Annotated in this window: 15 protein-coding genes, 4 pseudogenes and 1 riboswitch; of the genes and pseudogenes, 12 read left to right on the plus strand and 7 right to left on the minus strand. The window is 68.5% G+C overall.

The window, feature by feature from the left end; translation table 11 throughout:
- Positions 1 to 357: 357 nt before the first annotated feature.
- Positions 358 to 729, minus strand: a complete 372-nt coding sequence (locus ACRXBZ_RS00495; RefSeq protein WP_433877256.1) for a four-helix bundle copper-binding protein — start codon at positions 727 to 729, stop codon at positions 358 to 360.
- Between the two features lie 343 nt (positions 730 to 1,072).
- Here ACRXBZ_RS00495 and ACRXBZ_RS00500 point away from each other — a divergent pair, with 343 nt between their 5' ends.
- Positions 1,073 to 1,474 carry a hypothetical protein gene (locus ACRXBZ_RS00500; protein WP_433877257.1) on the plus strand — a complete coding sequence of 134 codons (402 nt, stop codon included), beginning with the start codon at positions 1,073 to 1,075 and terminating at the stop codon, positions 1,472 to 1,474.
- 354 nt (positions 1,475 to 1,828) lie between these two features.
- Here the strand turns inward: ACRXBZ_RS00500 and ACRXBZ_RS00505 are convergent, their stop codons facing one another.
- Positions 1,829 to 2,374, minus strand: a complete 546-nt coding sequence (locus ACRXBZ_RS00505) for a TetR/AcrR family transcriptional regulator (protein WP_433883769.1) — start codon at positions 2,372 to 2,374, stop codon at positions 1,829 to 1,831.
- A 124-nt stretch (positions 2,375 to 2,498) separates the two neighbouring features.
- Here ACRXBZ_RS00505 and ACRXBZ_RS00510 point away from each other — a divergent pair, with 124 nt between their 5' ends.
- Positions 2,499 to 3,017 (plus strand): DoxX family protein, encoded by a 519-nt coding sequence (locus ACRXBZ_RS00510; RefSeq protein ID WP_433877258.1) that lies wholly within the window; start codon positions 2,499 to 2,501, stop codon positions 3,015 to 3,017.
- Positions 3,018 to 3,268: 251 nt separating this feature from the next.
- Positions 3,269 to 3,805, plus strand: a pseudogene (locus tag ACRXBZ_RS00515) (FAD-dependent oxidoreductase); the annotation flags it as partial.
- Between the two features lie 114 nt (positions 3,806 to 3,919).
- Here the strand turns inward: ACRXBZ_RS00515 and ACRXBZ_RS00520 are convergent.
- Together ACRXBZ_RS00520 and ACRXBZ_RS00525 are read right to left on the minus strand one after the other, a co-directional pair.
- Positions 3,920 to 4,114, minus strand: a complete 195-nt coding sequence (locus ACRXBZ_RS00520) for a hypothetical protein (protein ID WP_433877259.1) — start codon at positions 4,112 to 4,114, stop codon at positions 3,920 to 3,922.
- Positions 4,115 to 4,527: 413 nt separating this feature from the next.
- Complete coding sequence (locus tag ACRXBZ_RS00525; protein WP_433877260.1) at positions 4,528 to 4,962, minus strand: MarR family winged helix-turn-helix transcriptional regulator; 435 nt, start codon at positions 4,960 to 4,962, stop codon at positions 4,528 to 4,530.
- Between the two features lie 84 nt (positions 4,963 to 5,046).
- On the opposite strand from ACRXBZ_RS00525, the gene ACRXBZ_RS00530 reads away from it, so the two are divergent.
- A complete protein-coding gene (locus tag ACRXBZ_RS00530) occupies positions 5,047 to 6,828 on the plus strand; it encodes an ABC transporter ATP-binding protein (RefSeq protein ID WP_433877261.1) in 1,782 nt (593 codons plus the stop codon).
- 50 nt (positions 6,829 to 6,878) lie between these two features.
- Here the strand turns inward: ACRXBZ_RS00530 and metE are convergent, their stop codons facing one another.
- A complete protein-coding gene (gene metE, locus ACRXBZ_RS00535) occupies positions 6,879 to 9,155 on the minus strand; it encodes a 5-methyltetrahydropteroyltriglutamate--homocysteine S-methyltransferase (protein WP_433877262.1) in 2,277 nt (758 codons plus the stop codon).
- A 131-nt stretch (positions 9,156 to 9,286) separates the two neighbouring features.
- Positions 9,287 to 9,542, minus strand: a riboswitch (cobalamin riboswitch).
- 262 nt (positions 9,543 to 9,804) lie between these two features.
- Between metE and ACRXBZ_RS00540 the strand changes: the two genes are divergently transcribed.
- The 5 genes and pseudogenes from ACRXBZ_RS00540 to ACRXBZ_RS00560 all read left to right on the plus strand — a co-directional run bounded on the left by ACRXBZ_RS00540 (position 9,805) and on the right by ACRXBZ_RS00560 (position 12,282).
- Positions 9,805 to 10,302, plus strand: a complete 498-nt coding sequence (locus ACRXBZ_RS00540) for an RNA polymerase sigma factor (RefSeq protein WP_168590514.1) — start codon at positions 9,805 to 9,807, stop codon at positions 10,300 to 10,302.
- Positions 10,299 to 10,916 (plus strand): methylated-DNA--[protein]-cysteine S-methyltransferase, encoded by a 618-nt coding sequence (locus ACRXBZ_RS00545; protein ID WP_168588947.1) that lies wholly within the window; start codon positions 10,299 to 10,301, stop codon positions 10,914 to 10,916. Before ACRXBZ_RS00540 ends, ACRXBZ_RS00545 begins: the two co-directional genes overlap by 4 nt.
- A pseudogene (locus ACRXBZ_RS00550) lies at positions 10,907 to 11,122 on the plus strand (2OG-Fe(II) oxygenase); the annotation flags it as partial. The gene ACRXBZ_RS00545 and the pseudogene ACRXBZ_RS00550, both read left to right, overlap by 10 nt.
- Entirely contained in the window at positions 11,122 to 11,472 is a 351-nt protein-coding gene (locus ACRXBZ_RS00555; RefSeq protein ID WP_433877263.1) for a hypothetical protein, read from the plus strand. The pseudogene ACRXBZ_RS00550 and the gene ACRXBZ_RS00555, both read left to right, overlap by 1 nt.
- 171 nt (positions 11,473 to 11,643) lie before the next feature.
- The gene (locus ACRXBZ_RS00560) at positions 11,644 to 12,282 is read left to right on the plus strand and encodes a DNA-3-methyladenine glycosylase I (protein ID WP_433877264.1); all 639 of its coding nucleotides are present in this window, start codon (positions 11,644 to 11,646) and stop codon (positions 12,280 to 12,282) included.
- 274 nt (positions 12,283 to 12,556) lie between these two features.
- Here the strand turns inward: ACRXBZ_RS00560 and tnpA are convergent.
- Positions 12,557 to 12,911 (minus strand): annotated as a pseudogene (tnpA, locus tag ACRXBZ_RS00565) (IS200/IS605 family transposase).
- A 24-nt stretch (positions 12,912 to 12,935) separates the two neighbouring features.
- Here tnpA and ACRXBZ_RS00570 point away from each other — a divergent pair.
- The 3 genes and pseudogenes from ACRXBZ_RS00570 to ACRXBZ_RS00580 all read left to right on the plus strand — a co-directional run bounded on the left by ACRXBZ_RS00570 (position 12,936) and on the right by ACRXBZ_RS00580 (position 15,061).
- Positions 12,936 to 13,142, plus strand: coding sequence for a hypothetical protein (locus ACRXBZ_RS00570; protein WP_433877265.1), 207 nt, complete (start codon positions 12,936 to 12,938; stop codon positions 13,140 to 13,142).
- 48 nt (positions 13,143 to 13,190) lie between these two features.
- On the plus strand, positions 13,191 to 14,084 hold the full coding sequence (locus ACRXBZ_RS00575; protein ID WP_433883770.1) for an RNA-guided endonuclease InsQ/TnpB family protein: 894 nt from the start codon (positions 13,191 to 13,193) through the stop codon (positions 14,082 to 14,084).
- Positions 14,085 to 14,189: 105 nt separating this feature from the next.
- Positions 14,190 to 15,061 (plus strand): annotated as a pseudogene (locus ACRXBZ_RS00580) (sigma-70 family RNA polymerase sigma factor).
- A gap of 58 nt (positions 15,062 to 15,119) precedes the next feature.
- Here the strand turns inward: ACRXBZ_RS00580 and ACRXBZ_RS00585 are convergent.
- Positions 15,120 to 16,103: a threonine/serine dehydratase family protein gene (locus ACRXBZ_RS00585; protein WP_433877266.1), complete on the minus strand. Its 984-nt coding sequence runs from the start codon at positions 16,101 to 16,103 to the stop codon at positions 15,120 to 15,122.
- Positions 16,104 to 16,219: the final 116 nt, after the last annotated feature.

The raw sequence follows: 16,219 nt of genomic DNA on the forward strand, positions 1-16,219 counted from the left end.
CAGCGGTCGCGCAGGTCGACGCGATCCACAGTGTCACGTCCACCGCGGTCGCCGAATCCCACGAACGAGGTGGGTTTCGCCCGCGAGGTCACGGACCGCATGGTCCGTCATGGACGGTTGGGTCGTCGTCGAAGACGGCCCACCGCAGGAGGTGATAGGCAATCCGCAACACGCCCGGCCCCGCTCATTCCCCGGTCGAATTCTCCACCCGAATACCCGGGCGCAGCCCTCGACGCCACTGCGTAGCGTCGGCGGAGCGGGTTTGCACCGCAGCCATGACGTGCTGGGCAATCATGCGGGTAAAGGACCACGTCCTCCGCCCTGAAGGCACGAGGAAGCGGACGTGGTCCTGCCCGGTCACGCAGGCTGCATCGCTTGCGGCGTCACCTGACGGCACATGACGGCGCACTGCGTCATCAGATCCGCCAGCTCGGTCATCTCCTTGGCATCCATCTGCCTGCACATGTCGGCGGACATCTCGCACATGTCGGCACACATTCCGCACATCCGTACGCACATCTGCACCATGTCCGCGCCGGTCTTCGCCATGCTCGAACAGCGCATCATCATGTCCGCACACATGCGACACATTTCCGCGCAGGACATCAACATCATGCTCATCTGCATCGATTGTTCACTGCGCATCTCCATGCAGCGGGACAACATCTGCTCGCACTTGTCATGACATTTGTTGCACATGTCAATGCACTGCTGCATCTCGGTGCTCATCTGACGTGTCATTTCTGAACCCCCGTAGTTTCGGTTCGAATGGGGCAGTCGACGAATGTGGTCCATCAGCTGCCCCAAGAGATCTGCCTACTCCAGACCAATCGAGATCGCATGTCGTACACCCACGGGAGCTGCCGATATCCAGCCATCGAGCCCACGACCCGGGAGAAACGCAGCCACGTCTGTGGCGGGGATCGGCAGGGAAGACACCCTGAGATGCCCTCTGAGGCGCACCGGCCCCATCCACTGACCTGCGCAACCCTCTTTGTCAGGCTGAGGTGAGACACCCCGAGTGAGTACCCGGGGTCCACGACCGAGGGCGGGATCGGAGATCCTTGTGTACGTGTCCACCCCGTCTGATGACCAGCCCAGCTCCCCGGCGGCCGACCCCGCACCCCGGCCGACCCGGCGAGTGTTCAGCCCCGACTACAAGCTCGCCATCGTCGCCGAGTACGAGAACGCACCCAACGGCGAGAAAGGCGCCATCCTGCGTCGCGAGGGCCTGTACTCCTCCCACGTCATCGAATGGAGGAAGGCGGGCAGCGTGCCCACGTCGTACTGGTTGTCGGCGAGCGTGAGCACGGCCGCGGGGCTGTGCGACCTGATGAGGTCCGCAACCTCCGCCTGCCGGCACGCGGTCGGCGTGGTCCGGCTCGTCGCCGCACAGGCGATGCCGCCGGCAGCCATGATCGTCGGCGCGTCGGGGCCGGCCATAGGGCCCTCCCAGACCTGCCCGCGGTCGTAGGCGCCAGGGCGGATCACCGGCTGCGGGGTAATGAACTGTGCTGGTGCTCGTCGTCGTGTTACCGGTCGCATCGGTCACCGTCACCGCCAACACGTGCTTGCCCGCCGGGATGTTCTCGGCCGGGAACGAGTCCGGTACCGGGATCTTCGTACCGTCGAGCACCGCCGTGGTCGCCGCGACGTTCGAGACGGCGTCATGTGCCGCCACAGTCACTTCGACCCGTCCGCTCGAGACCATCGACCCATCGGCGGGACTGATCGAGGAGATCTGCGGCCCGGTGTTGTCCGTGGCGAAGCGGACTTTTTTGCGCCGATCTCCGTTGGCGGCCACGAGGGTGTGGGTCCGCGCACATCCTCAATGTTCGAGGAGCCGGCGCAGGACCGGCCGGGCTGCTTGGACCGGATCCGTGTCGGCGGGCATCCGCAATGCGCCGCTGAGCCACAGGTTGGCGAAGCCGTGCACGATCGACCAGGCCGCGAGGGTGGTGTGCTCCGGGCCGGACGGCGGGACGGTTACGGCCCGCGCACCTGCGCGCAGCACGTCACCGGCGCGCGCCTCGGCCTTCTGGACCGCCTCGTCGTCGTCCCGGTAGAGGCCGGGCTGGAACATCACGCCGAAGTGGGCCGGATAGGTCACGGCGAAGGAAACGTAGGCGAGGCCCATGTCGAGCAAGTCAGGTTCGGCCGCTTCGAGGGCGTCGGCGAGCAGCGTGAACCCTTCGACGGCGATGGCGGTCAGCACGCCGCTCTTGTCACCGAAGTGGTGTGCGGGCGCAGCGTGCGAGACGCCGGCACGCCGAGCAAGTTCCCGCAGGCTCCAGCCGTCGAGACCCGAATCTCCGATGGCCTCGACGGCGGCGGCGACGATCGTGCGGCGAAGGTCCCCATGGTGGTATCCCATCTTGCTCACAGCGGGCCTTTCACTCAGACGTGGACTGCACCCGGAGGCGACCTTGTCATTGACAAGATACCAGGCACTTCGGTAGCTTCGAGCAAAACTTGACAGTGACTAGATCGGAACCGTCATGACACTCCTCGTACTTCTCATCGCACTCCTGGGACTGCGCGGGCTCGGCGCCGTCGGCGTACGCCGGTTCGCCACCTGGCCCGCCGCCGCGGCGCACGCGCTGGCGATCATGCTCGTCATGACCGCCAGCGCGCACTTCGCCCCGGCCGGCGTCACCGTCATGCCGACGCACGACGACCTGGTCCGGATGGTGCCGCCCGCGGTGCCGTTCCCGTCGGCGATGGTCTACCTCACGGGTGTCCTGGAATTACTCGGTGCCCTGGGCCTGATCATCCCCTGGACCCGCCGCGCGACCGGCTACTGCCTGGCGCTGCTGTTCGTCGTGATGCTGCCAGCGAACATCTACGCCACCAGCGCGGAAGTCATGCTCGCCAGCGAACCCGTGTCCCCGCTGTGGCAGCGCATTCCGGAACAGGTCCTCTACATCGCCGTGGCGTTCTGGGCCGCCCGCGGTGCGAGCTCCCTCGCCCTGCGCGGGGCATTCCACGGCATCCCCACCACGGAGTCCCGGCGCTGAAACCCATCGACGTTATCGAGCCGGGCACTCCAACGAATAGCGTCCGGCTCCATCTCGTCACCAAGGAGCGGAGCCGCACTCCACCAGTCCGGGCAAGCCTGCTCAGGGAATCCGCCCCTTGCCGCCGGAACGATCCACAAGAGACTGGCTCGCGGAGATCGAGAACCCCAGGCTGCCTCTTCCCAACACAGGCCGAGCCGCGAACCACACCGATTGGCAGCCCCAGTGCGATTTCCCTGAGCAAGGGAGAGGTGCCCGATCGGTGGATCGAGGTATTGCATCGTCCCGGCAAGCATGCGCAGTTGACCGGAATACAGGAACGGGGGCCGTGCACGGAGTCCTACGACGTCGTTGTCGTCATCGGTGCCGGATTCGCCGGGCTGACCGCCGCTCGTGAGCTGTCGTTGCGCGGCCACTCGGTGGCGGTGCTCGGCCGAGGTCTCCGGGCTCACCCAGGCCATGCGGTGGTGCGCGGCGGCATCCGGCAACTGGCGGCTGTTGCACGAAGCCACCTCCGGCTACCGGCTGTTCGCGGGCGCCGCCTCGCTCGCTGCCGCGATGGCGGCCGACGGCAACGCCGACATCTGGCTCAACTCCGTCGTGACGACCATCGGCCAGAACGACGACGGCGCGACGACCTGCAGGCCGCGGCCAGGGAGCAGGTGACCGCGCCGCGGATCCGGACGATGCACACCATCTTCGAGCGGGCCGCCCATCGGGGCGAGATCCGCCACGGTGCGGTAAGCCCGTTCGTGGTCCAAGCTGGACCGGCCGTCGTCATCCACACCTGCCTGCTGCAGGGCCTGTCGATGTCCGCGCAGGACATCGCGGACATCGTCGACCAGGTGATCCTGCCCGCGGCCGGCCCGCGCCCTGCCCCTCAAAAATCCACTGTGGAGCACTCAGCCCCGGGGCAGCGGGATGTCCGCGCGCTCGCTGCGCCGCGGTCCGTGCTCGACGTAGTCGGCGGCGAACCGCATGCCCTCCTGGTACGCCTCGACCCGCGCGCGGCCGATCTCGGCCTCGATCTGCTCGGGGTGCAGTTCCTCGGCCAGCGAACGCACCTCGGTCAGCCGGTGGCGGGTCTCCTCATCCATGCCGGTTCCGCCTTTCCTCGTCGGTTCCCCAGATCCTCGCGGCTCCCGCCGAGTTCTGCACGATCAGGCGACCTCCGATGGCGACTGAACACGGAACGCCACTGCCACGGTCACGCGACGTGCGCACTATGGCCACCATCACGGCTCTCTCCCCTCCCCGCCATTTCGCGCAGTAACCGGCGCAGTAACCGGCGCGGTCACCGGTCGTTGACCCGGAAGTGCTGGCCTCACCAGCCTGCTCGTCGGCATCACCACCGCAATCGGGCACCCGTGAAGGAACCCGCCCGACACGGCGGGGCGGAGCTCCGCGGTGCCGCCGGCGGTGTCAGCCGACGTAGACGTCTTCGACGTAGCGACCGTCGGCCCACGAGTCCTGTTCGGACTCGCGGGCCGTCTTGTCCGGCCGCGGCCGGTCAGCCCGTCGTCGCCGGGTCGACCTTTTCCAGTAGTTCCAGCAGGGTTTGCCGCTGTTCGGCGGTGAGCGGGGAAAACAGCTGCGCCGCCGCGCGGGCGCGGATGTCGGCCAGCCGCTTGCACATCTTCCGGCCTTCCCCGGTCAGTTCCAGCAGGGTAGAGCGGCGATTTCCGGGATCGACCTCGCGCCGCAGCAGGCCCACGTCCTCGAGGGCGTCGACGATCGGCGTCACCGCTCGCGGCACCACGTGCAGCAGTTCCGCGAGCTCCGCCATGCGCGGCGGCGTCTCACACCTGCCGAGCACGGACAGCGCACGCGCCTGCGCCGGGGTCAGCCCGAGATCCCCGGCACCGCGCCGCTGCAGGACGTGCGCGGACTTGGCGAGCCGCAGGAATAGCCCGCCGAGACGTTCTTCTTCACCACCGGCATCCACCCAGCCAGTTTAACAGAGTGACAGTAATAGTGAGCTATGGTAAATATGAAGGCGTCTCCGCATCTGCCATCACTGGAGCCGCCTATGTCAGCGCCCGAGAAAACCACTCCCCCACCCGCGCAGCTCCGCCGCATCGGCGGTCTCTTCCGCCCACACCGGAGCATGCTCCTGGTCGTCGCGCTGCTGGTCGCCGCGTCGTCCCTGGTCTCCGTCGCGTCGCCGTTCCTGCTGCGCGAGGTCCTCGACGTCGCCATCCCGCGGCAACGGCTCGGCCTGCTGACCGCACTGGTGCTCGGCATGATCGGCGTGGCCGTCGCGACCAGCGTGTTCAACGTCGCGCAGACGTACCTGTCCACCAAGGTCGGGCAGAGCGTGATGCACGGCCTGCGTTCCACGGTCTACGCCCGGCTGCAACGCATGTCGCTGGCGTTCTTCACCCGCACCCGAACCGGCGAGATCCAATCCCGCATCGCCAACGACATCGGCGGCATGCAGGCCACCGTCACGTCCACCGCCACCTCGCTGGTCTCCAACCTCACCACCGTGGTGGCCACCGTGATCGCGATGGTCGCGTTGGACTGGCGGCTGACGATCGCGTCGGTGGCCCTACTGCCGGTGTTCGTGTGGGTCAGCCGCCGGATCGGCCGGGAACGCAAGAGGATCACCGCGAAGCGGCAGCGTCAACTCGCATCGATGTCCGCCGGCGTGCAGGAATCCCTTTCCGTCAACGGAATCCTGCTGGGTCGCACAATGGGCCGGGCGCAATCTCTCATCGATGCTTTCGCCGCCGAGTCGGCCGAGCTGGCCCGGCTCGAAGTCAGTTCCAGCATGGCGGGCCGGTGGCGGATGTCGAGCATCCAGATCGTGATGACCGCGCTGCCCGCGCTGATTTACTGGGCGGCCGGCGTCACCAGCACCTTCGGCGCCCCGCTGATCACCTTGGGCACACTGGTCGCCTTCGTAACCTTGCAGCAGGCCCTGTTCCGGCCGACGCTGTCGCTGCTGTCCACTGGTGTGGACGTGCAGAGCTCGCTGGCGCTGTTCGGCCGCATCTTCGAATACCTCGACCTGCCGATCGACATCGACGAACCGGAACGGCCGGAGCGGCTGTCGCCGATCGAGGGCGAAGTGCGGTTCGCGAACGTGTCGTTCGCCTACTCTCCCGAGAGCACCGACGGAACCCTCACCGGAATCGACGTGACCGTGCCGGCCGGCACCAGCCTCGCCGTGGTCGGCGAAACCGGGTCCGGAAAAACAACGCTCAGCTACCTGGTGCCGCGCCTCTACGACGTCACCGACGGGCAGGTGCGCATCGACGGTGTCGACGTGCGCGAGCTCGGCTTCGACACGCTCGCCGCCGCGGTCGGCGTCGTCTCCCAGGAGCCTTACCTGCTGCACGCCTCGGTGGCCGAGAACCTACGCTTCGCCAAGCCCGACGCCACCGACGAACAACTGGTCGCCGCGGCGAAGGCGGCGAAGATCCACGACCACATCGCAGAGCTGCCGGACGGCTACGACACCTTGGTCGGCGAGCGCGGATACAGGTTCTCCGGCGGGGAGAAGCAGCGGCTCGCGATCGCCCGCACGATCCTGCGCGACCCGCCGATCCTGATCCTCGACGAGGCCACCAGCGCCTTGGACACCCGGACCGAACGCGCGGTGCAGCAAGCTCTCGACGAGCTGTCCTCGGGCCGGACCACGATCACGATCGCGCACCGGTTGTCGACCGTGCGCCACGCGGACCAGATCGTGGTGCTCGACGGCGGCCAGATCGTGGAGCGCGGCACGCACGACGAATTGCTGGCCGCCGACGGCCGCTACGCGGCACTGGTCCGACGCGACGACCAACTCCCATCCGCCGCGTGAACACCTGACCGGAGTCCTGTTCGACGCACGCGCCGCCCGCGGGTCCGCCGTCAGCGCAGCTCGGCTATGGCCCCGACCATGTGTTTCAGCGCCGCCTCGACCTCGGCGTAGCCGCGGGTCTTCAGCCCGCAGTCGGGATTGACCCACAACCGCTCCGCCGGAACGGCCGCGAGCGCGGCCCGCAACAGATCCACGACCTCGGCGGTCTCGGGCACGCGCGGCGAGTGGATGTCGTAAACGCCGGGCCCGACGCCGCGACCGAAGCCGACCGCGTTGAGGTCTGCCAGCACCTCCATCCGCGAGCGGGCGGCCTCGATGCTGGTGACGTCGGCGTCCAGCGCCACGATCGCGTTGATCACATCGCCGAACTCCGAATAGCACAGGTGGGTGTGGATCTGGGTGGACTCGGCGACGCCGCAGGTCGCCAGCCGGAACGACGTCACCGCCCAGTCCAGGTAGTCCGCGTGCTGTGCCGAGCGCAGCGACAGCAGTTCACGCAAGGCGGGCTCGTCGACCTGGACGACCCGGATTCCGGCGGCTTCCAGGTCGTTCACCTCGTCCCGGATGGCCAGCGCGACTTGCTTCGCGGTGTCCGCCAGCGGCTGGTCGTCGCGGACGAACGACCACGCCAGGATCGTCACCGGGCCGGTGAGCATGCCCTTGACCGGTTTCTCGGTCAACCGCTGGGCGTAACTCGTCCACTCGACAGTGATCGGTTTCGGGCGGGCAACGTCGCCGAACAGGATCGGCGGCCGCACGCACCGCGATCCGTACGACTGCACCCAGCCGTTGTCGGTGCTGGCGAAGCCGTTCAGGTTCTCGGCGAAATACTGCACCATGTCGTTGCGCTCGGGTTCGCCGTGCACCAGGACGTCGAGCCCGATCTCCTCCTGCAGCCGGATGACGCGCTCGATCTCGTCCCGCATCCGCTGCCGGTAGGTCGCCTGGTCGATGCGGCCGGAGCGCAACGCGGCGCGCGCCTTGCGGACGTCCGTGGTCTGTGGGAACGAACCGATCGTCGTGGTCGGCAATGCGGGCAGGCGCAAGGACTTCTGCTGGGCGGCGCGCCTCGCCTCGTAGTCGCTGCGCTGCGAGTACTCCGGCCGCAGAGCCCGCAGCCGCGCCCGGACGCGGTGGTTGCGGACCCGCTCCGCGCTGGCGCGGTCGGCAATCGCGGCTCGTGCCTCGGCCAGCTCACCAGCCACCACGTCGCGGCCCTCGCCCAACGCACGGCCGAGGACGACCACCTCGCGAACCTTCTGCGCGGCGAACGCCAACCAGGACTTCACCTGCGGATCGATGTCGGCTTCCGCCGCGACGTCGTACGGCACGTGGAGCAACGAGCACGACGTGCTGACCGCTACCTCGTCCGCCGAGCCGAGCAGCGTGGCTGCGGTTGCAAGCGCCTTGTCCAGATCGGTGCGCCAGACGTTACGCCCGTCGACGAGCCCGGCGACCAGGGTTTTACCGCTCAGGCCCCGAACGGTCGACAGCGAATCCACTGTGGACTTCCCGGCGACGAGATCGACGGCGAGCGCCTCGACCGGGCTGGACGCCAGCGCGCCCAGAGCCTCGCCGAGATCACCGAAGTAGCCCGCGACCAGCAGGTTCGGGCGCTCCTCCAGTTCACCGAGCCGCTGGTACGCGGCGCGCAGCGCATCGAGCTCGTCCGGCGTGCGGTCCGCAGCGAACGCTGGCTCGTCCAGCTGCACCCACTCCACACCGGCCCGGCGCAGTTCGCCCAGCAGCTCCGCGTAAGCATCGAGCAGCCCGTCGAGCCGATCCAGCGGCCGGAACGACTCGGGGGCCCCGTCGGCGGCTTTGGCCAGCAGCAGGAAGGTGAGCGGGCCGACCAGCACCGGTCGGGTGGTCACGCCCTCCGCCGCGGCCTCCCGGTACTGCTCCACCGGCGTGCGGTCGGCCAGCGAGAACCGCATGTCCGGACCGATCTCGGGCACCAGGTAGTGGTAGTTGGTGTCGAACCACTTCGTCATCTCCAGCGGCGGCGCGGATTCCACCCCGCGCGCCATCGCGAAGTAGGTGTCCAGCGGACCCAACCCGAGCCCGGCGAAGCGCGGTGGGACCGCGCCGAAGGTGACCGCGGTGTCCAACACCTGGTCGTAGAACGAGAACGTGTTGCCCGGCACCGAATCCAGGCCCGCGTCCCGCAGCGCGCGCCACGCGTCGACGCGCAGTTCCCGCGCGACCGCACGCAGTTCCGCCTCGTCGATGCGGGACGACCAGTAGCGCTCCAGTGCGCGCTTGAGTTCCCGGTTGGGGCCGATCCTGGGATAGCCGAGTACGGTAGATCCGATCTTGCTGGTCAACGCCCTCTCCTCGCGAGCTCGACGACGGATGCCCCGAGGTCAGGGAAGGCGCAGGCGAACCGGCAACGCCGCGCGGCGCGAACCGGTCGTCCGCCAGGTCCTCCCGCGAGACCCCGGACCGCGCGCACCACCGGGTGCGCGCACCGGTGGCAGGTCTTCGGACTCGCGGGCACGTCCCGGCCGACGCCGGGGTTCCTACTGGCCGTCGCTTCCCAGGCACGCATGCCCAGTGCTGTGCCCGGTCTCGGACCGGGGACGGCGTTCGTTCCCACTCACCGCTGCGGGGCAGTCCCGGATTCGCACCGGATTCCCTCTTGCCTCGCCCGCCCGCGGCCACGACTTCCCGTCGCGATCCGGGGTGGACGAACCACCAGCACAACGGAGGCTACCGACTGGGCAGCCGTTGGCAAGGGCCTGGGGCGTGCGCGGACCGTGCCGGACGGCCACCGCGCATCCGGTGACTTCCGTGGTGAACACGCCCTTCCGGCTCGCCCTCGCGCCGTCGGTGAGAGGCTCGTCACGTGGGGTCGCGACGCCCGAGCCGCGGGCCGGCGCGGCGCGCGACCGGCGGGGCCCCCGGGCGGGTGACGATCGCGGCGTGGGCCGGATCCGCATCTCACGTTCCGACGGGCCGGGCCGTCTACGGGGAGTGAAAGTGAAACCGTTCGAGCAGATCGTTGACGAGTACGGCCCGATGGTGCTGCGAGTGTGCCGGGCCGTGCTCGGACCGGCCGACGCCGAGGACGCCTGGTCCGAGACGTTCCTGGCCGCGCTGCGCGCCTACCCGGAGCTCGCCGAAGACGCGAACGTGGAGGCCTGGCTGGTCACGATCGCCCACCGCAAGGCGGTCGACGTCACCCGGGCGACGGCACGCCGACCGGTGATGGTCGAGCGCGTGCCTGAGCGGCCCAGCACCACGGGCCGCCCGGAGGACTGGGACGGAGACCTGTGGGCGGCGCTGAGCGCGCTGCCGACCAAGCAGCGCATGGCGGTGGCCTACCACTACCTGGCCGACCTGCCCTACGCCGAGATCGCCGCGATCCTCGGCGGCAGCACCGATGCCGCCCGCCGGGCCGCGGCGGACGGCATAAAGACACTGCGCACGACGTACAGACATGCCACGAGCGTGGGAGGGGAAGCGCGATGATGACGATCCACGAAAACGACGACAGGCACCTGTTCGACGCGCTCCCGGCGATCGACTTCGACGCCAGCAAGCGGCTGCACATCGAGCTGGTGAACGCGGCCAAGCGGGAAGGGCTGCTCGACGTCGCCTACCGCACGATGGACACTCCGGTCGGCGAGCTGCTGCTGGCCGGTACCGAACGCGGCCTGGTGCGGGTCGCCTTCGCCCGCCAAGGGCACGACAAAGTTTTGGCGTCGCTGGCCGCGACGATCAGCCCGCGCATCCTGCGGGCACCGGACCGGTTGGACGAGGTCGCCCGGCAGATCGAGCAGTACTTCTCCGGGCGGCGGCGCACCTTCGACCTGCCGCTGGACTGGCGCCTCTCGCGCGGGTTCCGGCTCAACGTGCTGTCGCACCTGCCCGACATCGCCTACGGCCGAACCGCCAGCTACGCCGAGGTCGCCACGGTCGCAGGGAGCCCGCGGGCGGTGCGCGCGGTGGGTAGCGCGTGCGCAACGAACCCGCTGCCGGTCGTGGTGCCGTGCCACCGCGTAGTGCGCTCGGACGGCACTTCGGGCGGATACGTCGGCGGCGTGGAGGCCAAAGCAATCCTGCTGAACCTGGAGGCAGCATGAGCACGCTGGTGGAGCAGCGCCCTCGCGCCCAGTCCCGGGGCACCGCAACGCTGATCCCGCAGGGGCACGGCCTGGTGTTCACCACTCGCGACCGGCCGGTGCGCTCGGCGCGCGGCTGGTCCGCGTCTCCGGTGCGGCATGGGGTCTCGCCGGTGCGTTCCGGACGGCGCCACACGCTGGGGCTGGTCTTCCACAACGCGACCTGATGACCTACACGCTGCTCGGGGCCGACGGGCGACCGTACGTAAGCGCCGCGCCAGGTCGCCTCGGCGGATACCGGCGCGGCAGGATCTACGGGCGGCTCGACTGCCCGTCCGCGCTGCGCGCGATCGCCGACGGAGGCTACATGGCGCACCGGGTGTTCTTCGCGGACGAGGCCACCGCACGTGCGGCGGCTACCGGCCCTGCGCGGTGTGCCTGCCCGATCGGTACCGGGAGTGGAAGAACGGCCCGCACGATCGGCACCGCCTCCCTCGCCACCGAGGACCTGATCGCCCTCGGCGGAGTTGGAACCTTCGACGGGCTGCGCGGCGCAACCCGTGACGGCGGCACCTGAGAAGTGGTCCGCACCATGCTCCTGCACCGCACCGATTCGACCCCTTGAGCACTTTCTGCTGGTATAACCCAAAAGCACGTGCGGCCAGGTACCGGTCGCACACCACGAGAACCCGAGGAGAACGAGACCTTGAGTCCCGCAGCGGCAGACACCACGACCGACGCCGGGGTCGTGATCGGCGAGGACGGGTTGGCGCGTCCGCCGTGGGCGGCCCGCGATCCCCTGCTGCGCGAGTACTACGACACCGAATGGGGCATGCCCGTGCGCGGCGAACAGGCCCTTTTCGAGCGGATCAGCCTGGAGGGCTTCCAGGCCGGGCTCTCCTGGGCGACGATCCTGCGCAAACGCCCCTCCTTCCGCGAAGCGTTTGACCACTTCGATCCGGACGCCGTCGCGGCCTACACCGAGGAAGATGTCGCGCGCCTGTTCGACAACCCAGGAATCGTGCGCAACAAAGCCAAGATCCGCGCAGCCATCACCAACGCCCGCGCGACCACCGAACTGCGCGCCGAGGACGGTCTGGAAGCATTCGTCTGGTCGTTCAAACCGGACACCACGCCACGCCCGCGGACGATCACAGAGATCCCCACCACGTCACCGGAATCCGTGGCGCTGTCAAAAGCACTGCGGCGCAAGGGATTCGCATTCGTCGGCCCGACGACCATGTTCGCGCTCATGGAGGCGATCGGCATGGTCGACACGCACCTCGTCGACAGCCACCGCCGCGGCACCTCCGGTATCTGGCCGCATCCGTTACCGGGCGGTGATGCCGCCGTAAGTGGCCTCGGATGCAGGCGCTGCAACCGTTGATCCGGCTGGCGCGCAGCCCGATCGACTCCGGTACCGCCGTGGCACACCACCGACGTCGGCGGCCTTTCGACAGACGGCTGCCCTCCATGGCATCCGGAGCACCACGGCCGGGTTCTTCACCCGCAGTTGCCTGATCGCTGCCCGCCAGGAAGCGTCGCCGGTGTAGGCGTGTCACATCGGCCGAGTCCGGCGGGTCACCGAAGAAACGTAGCGCGGATGCCCCGTCCTTTAGGGCGGGGAGGAAGCGCATCAATTCCGTGCTTAAGCCGACCACTCAGACAGCGGGGCGGGCTTGCCGTTCGATGTACTGGCGCATCACGGAAATCGGTGTGCCTCCTTCGTACTCCTTACGCAACAGCCGGGAGGATACCCCCTTTGAGGGAGTTGACCAGTTTCGACACCGCGACCTTGGGTGGGAAGCTGACCAGCAGATGCACGTGGTCAACTTCGCCGTTGAACTCTTCCAGTTCGGTTTCGAAGTCGCCGCATACCTCCCGCATGATTTTTTCCATGCGGGCCAGGTGTGCGTCGGTGAACACGGGGTGCCGGCACTTCGTGACGAAAACCAAGTGAGCATGCACGAGGAAAACTACGCGTCTTCCTGTACGGAACTCGCTGTCGATGGCCATAAACCCAATGCTACGGTGATCCATATGGCAGCAACAGTGAAGACCGAGGATGCCGGGCACGCCCGGTACACCTATCGGCTTCGTTTGTCGCTGACCTCCCGGCATGCGCTGCTGGCCGAGTGGGATCGGTGCCGGTGGGTATGGAACCAGTGCGTGGCCACCTCCCGTCAGGCGTACCGTGCGGGCGAGAAATGCGGTCCCGCGCACCTGTGCAAGCTGCTGACCGGATAGCGCAGTGAACACGACTGGCTGAGTGCCGGCGGTTCGGTTCCGCAGCAGATCATCCGTGACTTCGCCAAGTCCCGCGCCAAGGCGTTGAAGGACGTCAAGGCCCGGTTGCCGATGCGGCAGCGGGCGGGCATGCCGAAGTTCAAGAAAAAGGCGCTCGCGCGTCCGAGCTTGAACTACACGCTGCGCGGGTACCGGATCACCGACGGTCGCCTGCACCTGGCGGGTGGCATCGTGTGCACGGTGGTGTGGTCCCGCGAGCTTCCCTCCGCGCCGTCGTCGGTGCGTGTGTACCAGGACGCCCAAGGGCACTGGTATTGCTCGTTCGTGGTCGCGACCGAGGTACGGTCGTTGCCGGAAACCGGTCAGGTGATCGGCATCGACTGGGGTGTGACCGAGACCGCTACGACCACATCCGAAGCGCACGATCTTCCGCATGCCGAGCACGGCAAGCGTGCGGCGGTGAAGCTGGCCCGCTATCAGCGGATGATGGCCCGGCGTCGGGCCGCGAAAGCGCACGCGAAGGTCGCCCGCCAGCGTCAGGACACGGCCCGTAAATGGGCCTTGCGTGTGGCGAGGGACCACGATGCGATCGCGGTGGAGGACTTCCGCCCGAAATTTCTCGCGAAGACCACGATGGCCAGGAAAGCGGCTGATGCTGCGATCTCGGCCACGAAAACCGAACTGATCACGATGGGGCGCAAGCACGGCCGCCTGGTGATGCTTGTCGATCCGAAGCACACGACAATGGACTGTGGACAGTGCGGGGCGAGAACCAAGCACGCGCTGCCGCTGTCGGAACGAACCTATACCTGTACCGCGTGCGGGCACGTCTGTCCGAGAGACAAGAACTCCGCGCGTGTGATGCTGGTCCGGGCTGGGCTGTACCCGGCTGGTGTTGAGGGCGCAAGACCTCCCGAGGCGCTGCCCCGGGAGGCTGCCTGAGCCAGGAATCCCCACCACGCCTGGAGACGAGGGACGAAAAATCCCCCGCCTCCAGGCGGGGGAGCAGTCAATCCTTCGACACGACGCAACGAAGGGCTGCGACCGATGAACGAGAAGGATTTTCTGGCGGGCCGATTCGAGGCCCACCGCGACCACCTGCGGGCGGTGGCCTACCGGATGCTCGGCTCGCTGAGCGAGTCCGACGACGCGGTCCAGGAGGCCTGGCTCAGGCTCAGCCGCTCCGACACCGGCGAAATCGAGAACCTTGGCGGCTGGCTCACCACGGTCGTCGGCCGGGTGTGCCTGAACATGCTCCGCGCGCGAACCGCCCGCCGCGAGGAGCCGCTGGACACGCACGTTCCCGACCCGGTCATCAGCAGCCCGGACAACATCACCCCGGAGCACGAGGCGCTGATGGCCGACTCGACCGGCCTCGCACTGCTGGTGGTGCTCGAAACCCTCACGCCTGCCGAACGGCTCGCCTTCGTGCTGCACGACATGTTCGCGGTGCCTTTCGACGAGATCGCCCCCATCGTCGGGCGTACCTCGCCCGCGACCCGCCAACTCGCCAGCCGGGCCCGCCGGCGGGTGCAGGGCGCGGCTCCGGCCCCGGACGCAGATCTGGCCCAGCAGCGCGAAGTCGTAAATGCCTTCCTCACGGCCGCGCGCGCCGGGGATTTCGATGCTCTTCTCGCGGTCCTCGACCCAGACGTCGTGGTGCGCACCGACGGCGGCTCGCTGCGCCCGAGCACCACCCGGCGCGGTGCGAAGGCGGCGGCGGGGGGCGCGATCATCTTCTCGCAGATCGCCGATCTGACCCGACCCGCGATCGTCAACGGCGCCCCGGGGCGGTTGCGATCTCGGAAGGCCGACCAATCTCGCTCGCGGCGTTCACGGTCGCCCGCGGAAAGGTCGTGGCGCTCGACATCCTCGCCGACCCGGACCGCCTCCGCGACCTGACGTTCCTCGACGACTGAATGCAACGCGCACCAAGGCACCTGTTAGCCTGCTCCACTGTGGACCGACGGGCCGGGGTCAGCTCAGGCCGAAGCGGTCCGCCCAGGTAGTGACGTCCGCGGTCGTCGCATTTCCGCCGCAGACCACCAGGCCGAGCTTTGCCTCGGCCCCGACCTCCGCCAGCACGCGCCGGGCGGCCGGGAGGAGGCATCCTGCTGCGGGCTCGGCCCAGACCTTCGCGTGTTTGGCGAGATCGAGGGTCCCCTGCACCGCTTCGGCGTCGGACACCACCAGGACATCGGTGACCAATGTGGACACGTGGTCGTAGGTCAGCTGCGAGACCGCCGGGGCGCTGAGCGTGGACACCACCGACGACAGCTCGACCGGCACCGGACCGCCGGCTGCCAGCGCCTCGGACATGGCATGCGCACCGCGGGTTTCCACCCCCCAGATCCGCACATCGGGGCGTCGCACGCGCAGCGCCGCTGCGACTCCAGCGATCAGACCGCCGCCACCGATGCTCACCAGCACATCGGTGACGTCATCCGCGTCGTCGGCGAACTCGAGGCCGACCGTGCCCTGACCTGCGATGACAACGGGATCGTCGAACGGGTGCACGAGGGTGAGCCCGCTGGCCTGCAACTCCGTCATCAGCGCGAACGCCGTAGCCATGTCGTCGGTGACTCGAACGGAGGTACCGGCCGCCTCAGCGACCTCGACGGCGCGAGCCGGCGCCGAGCGCGGCATGACGACGGTCGCCTTGATCTCCAACGCACCGGCCATGACCGCGAGGGCGATCCCGTGGTTCCCGCCGCTCACCGCGACGACCCCAGCCGCGCGTTCGGCTTCGCTCAGCGCCTTTAGCTTCGCCGTCGCCCCGCGCACCTTGAAGGAGCCGGTCCGCTGCAGCAGTTCCAGCTTCGCGGTCACCGGCGCCCCGAGCAGCTCGGTGAGGCCCGGGCTGGGCACCGTCGGAGTCCGCACGACGTGTCCTGCGATGCTCTCCGCCGCTGACTCGATGTTCCCGATGCCGACCAACCCGCTTGCCTCAGTAGCAGTCACATCTGCACGTTAGACGACGGCTCCCATCGGCTGCCGAGGCTGCGCATTGCGAGGAAATCACTCGTTCCCCAGTAGGTGGGTGATTTACAGTCGATACCGCGTGCAGGTGCGCTTGC

The sequence above is a fragment of the Saccharopolyspora hattusasensis genome (assembly GCF_050972075.1).
GTDB lineage: Bacteria > Actinomycetota > Actinomycetes > Mycobacteriales > Pseudonocardiaceae > Saccharopolyspora > Saccharopolyspora hattusasensis.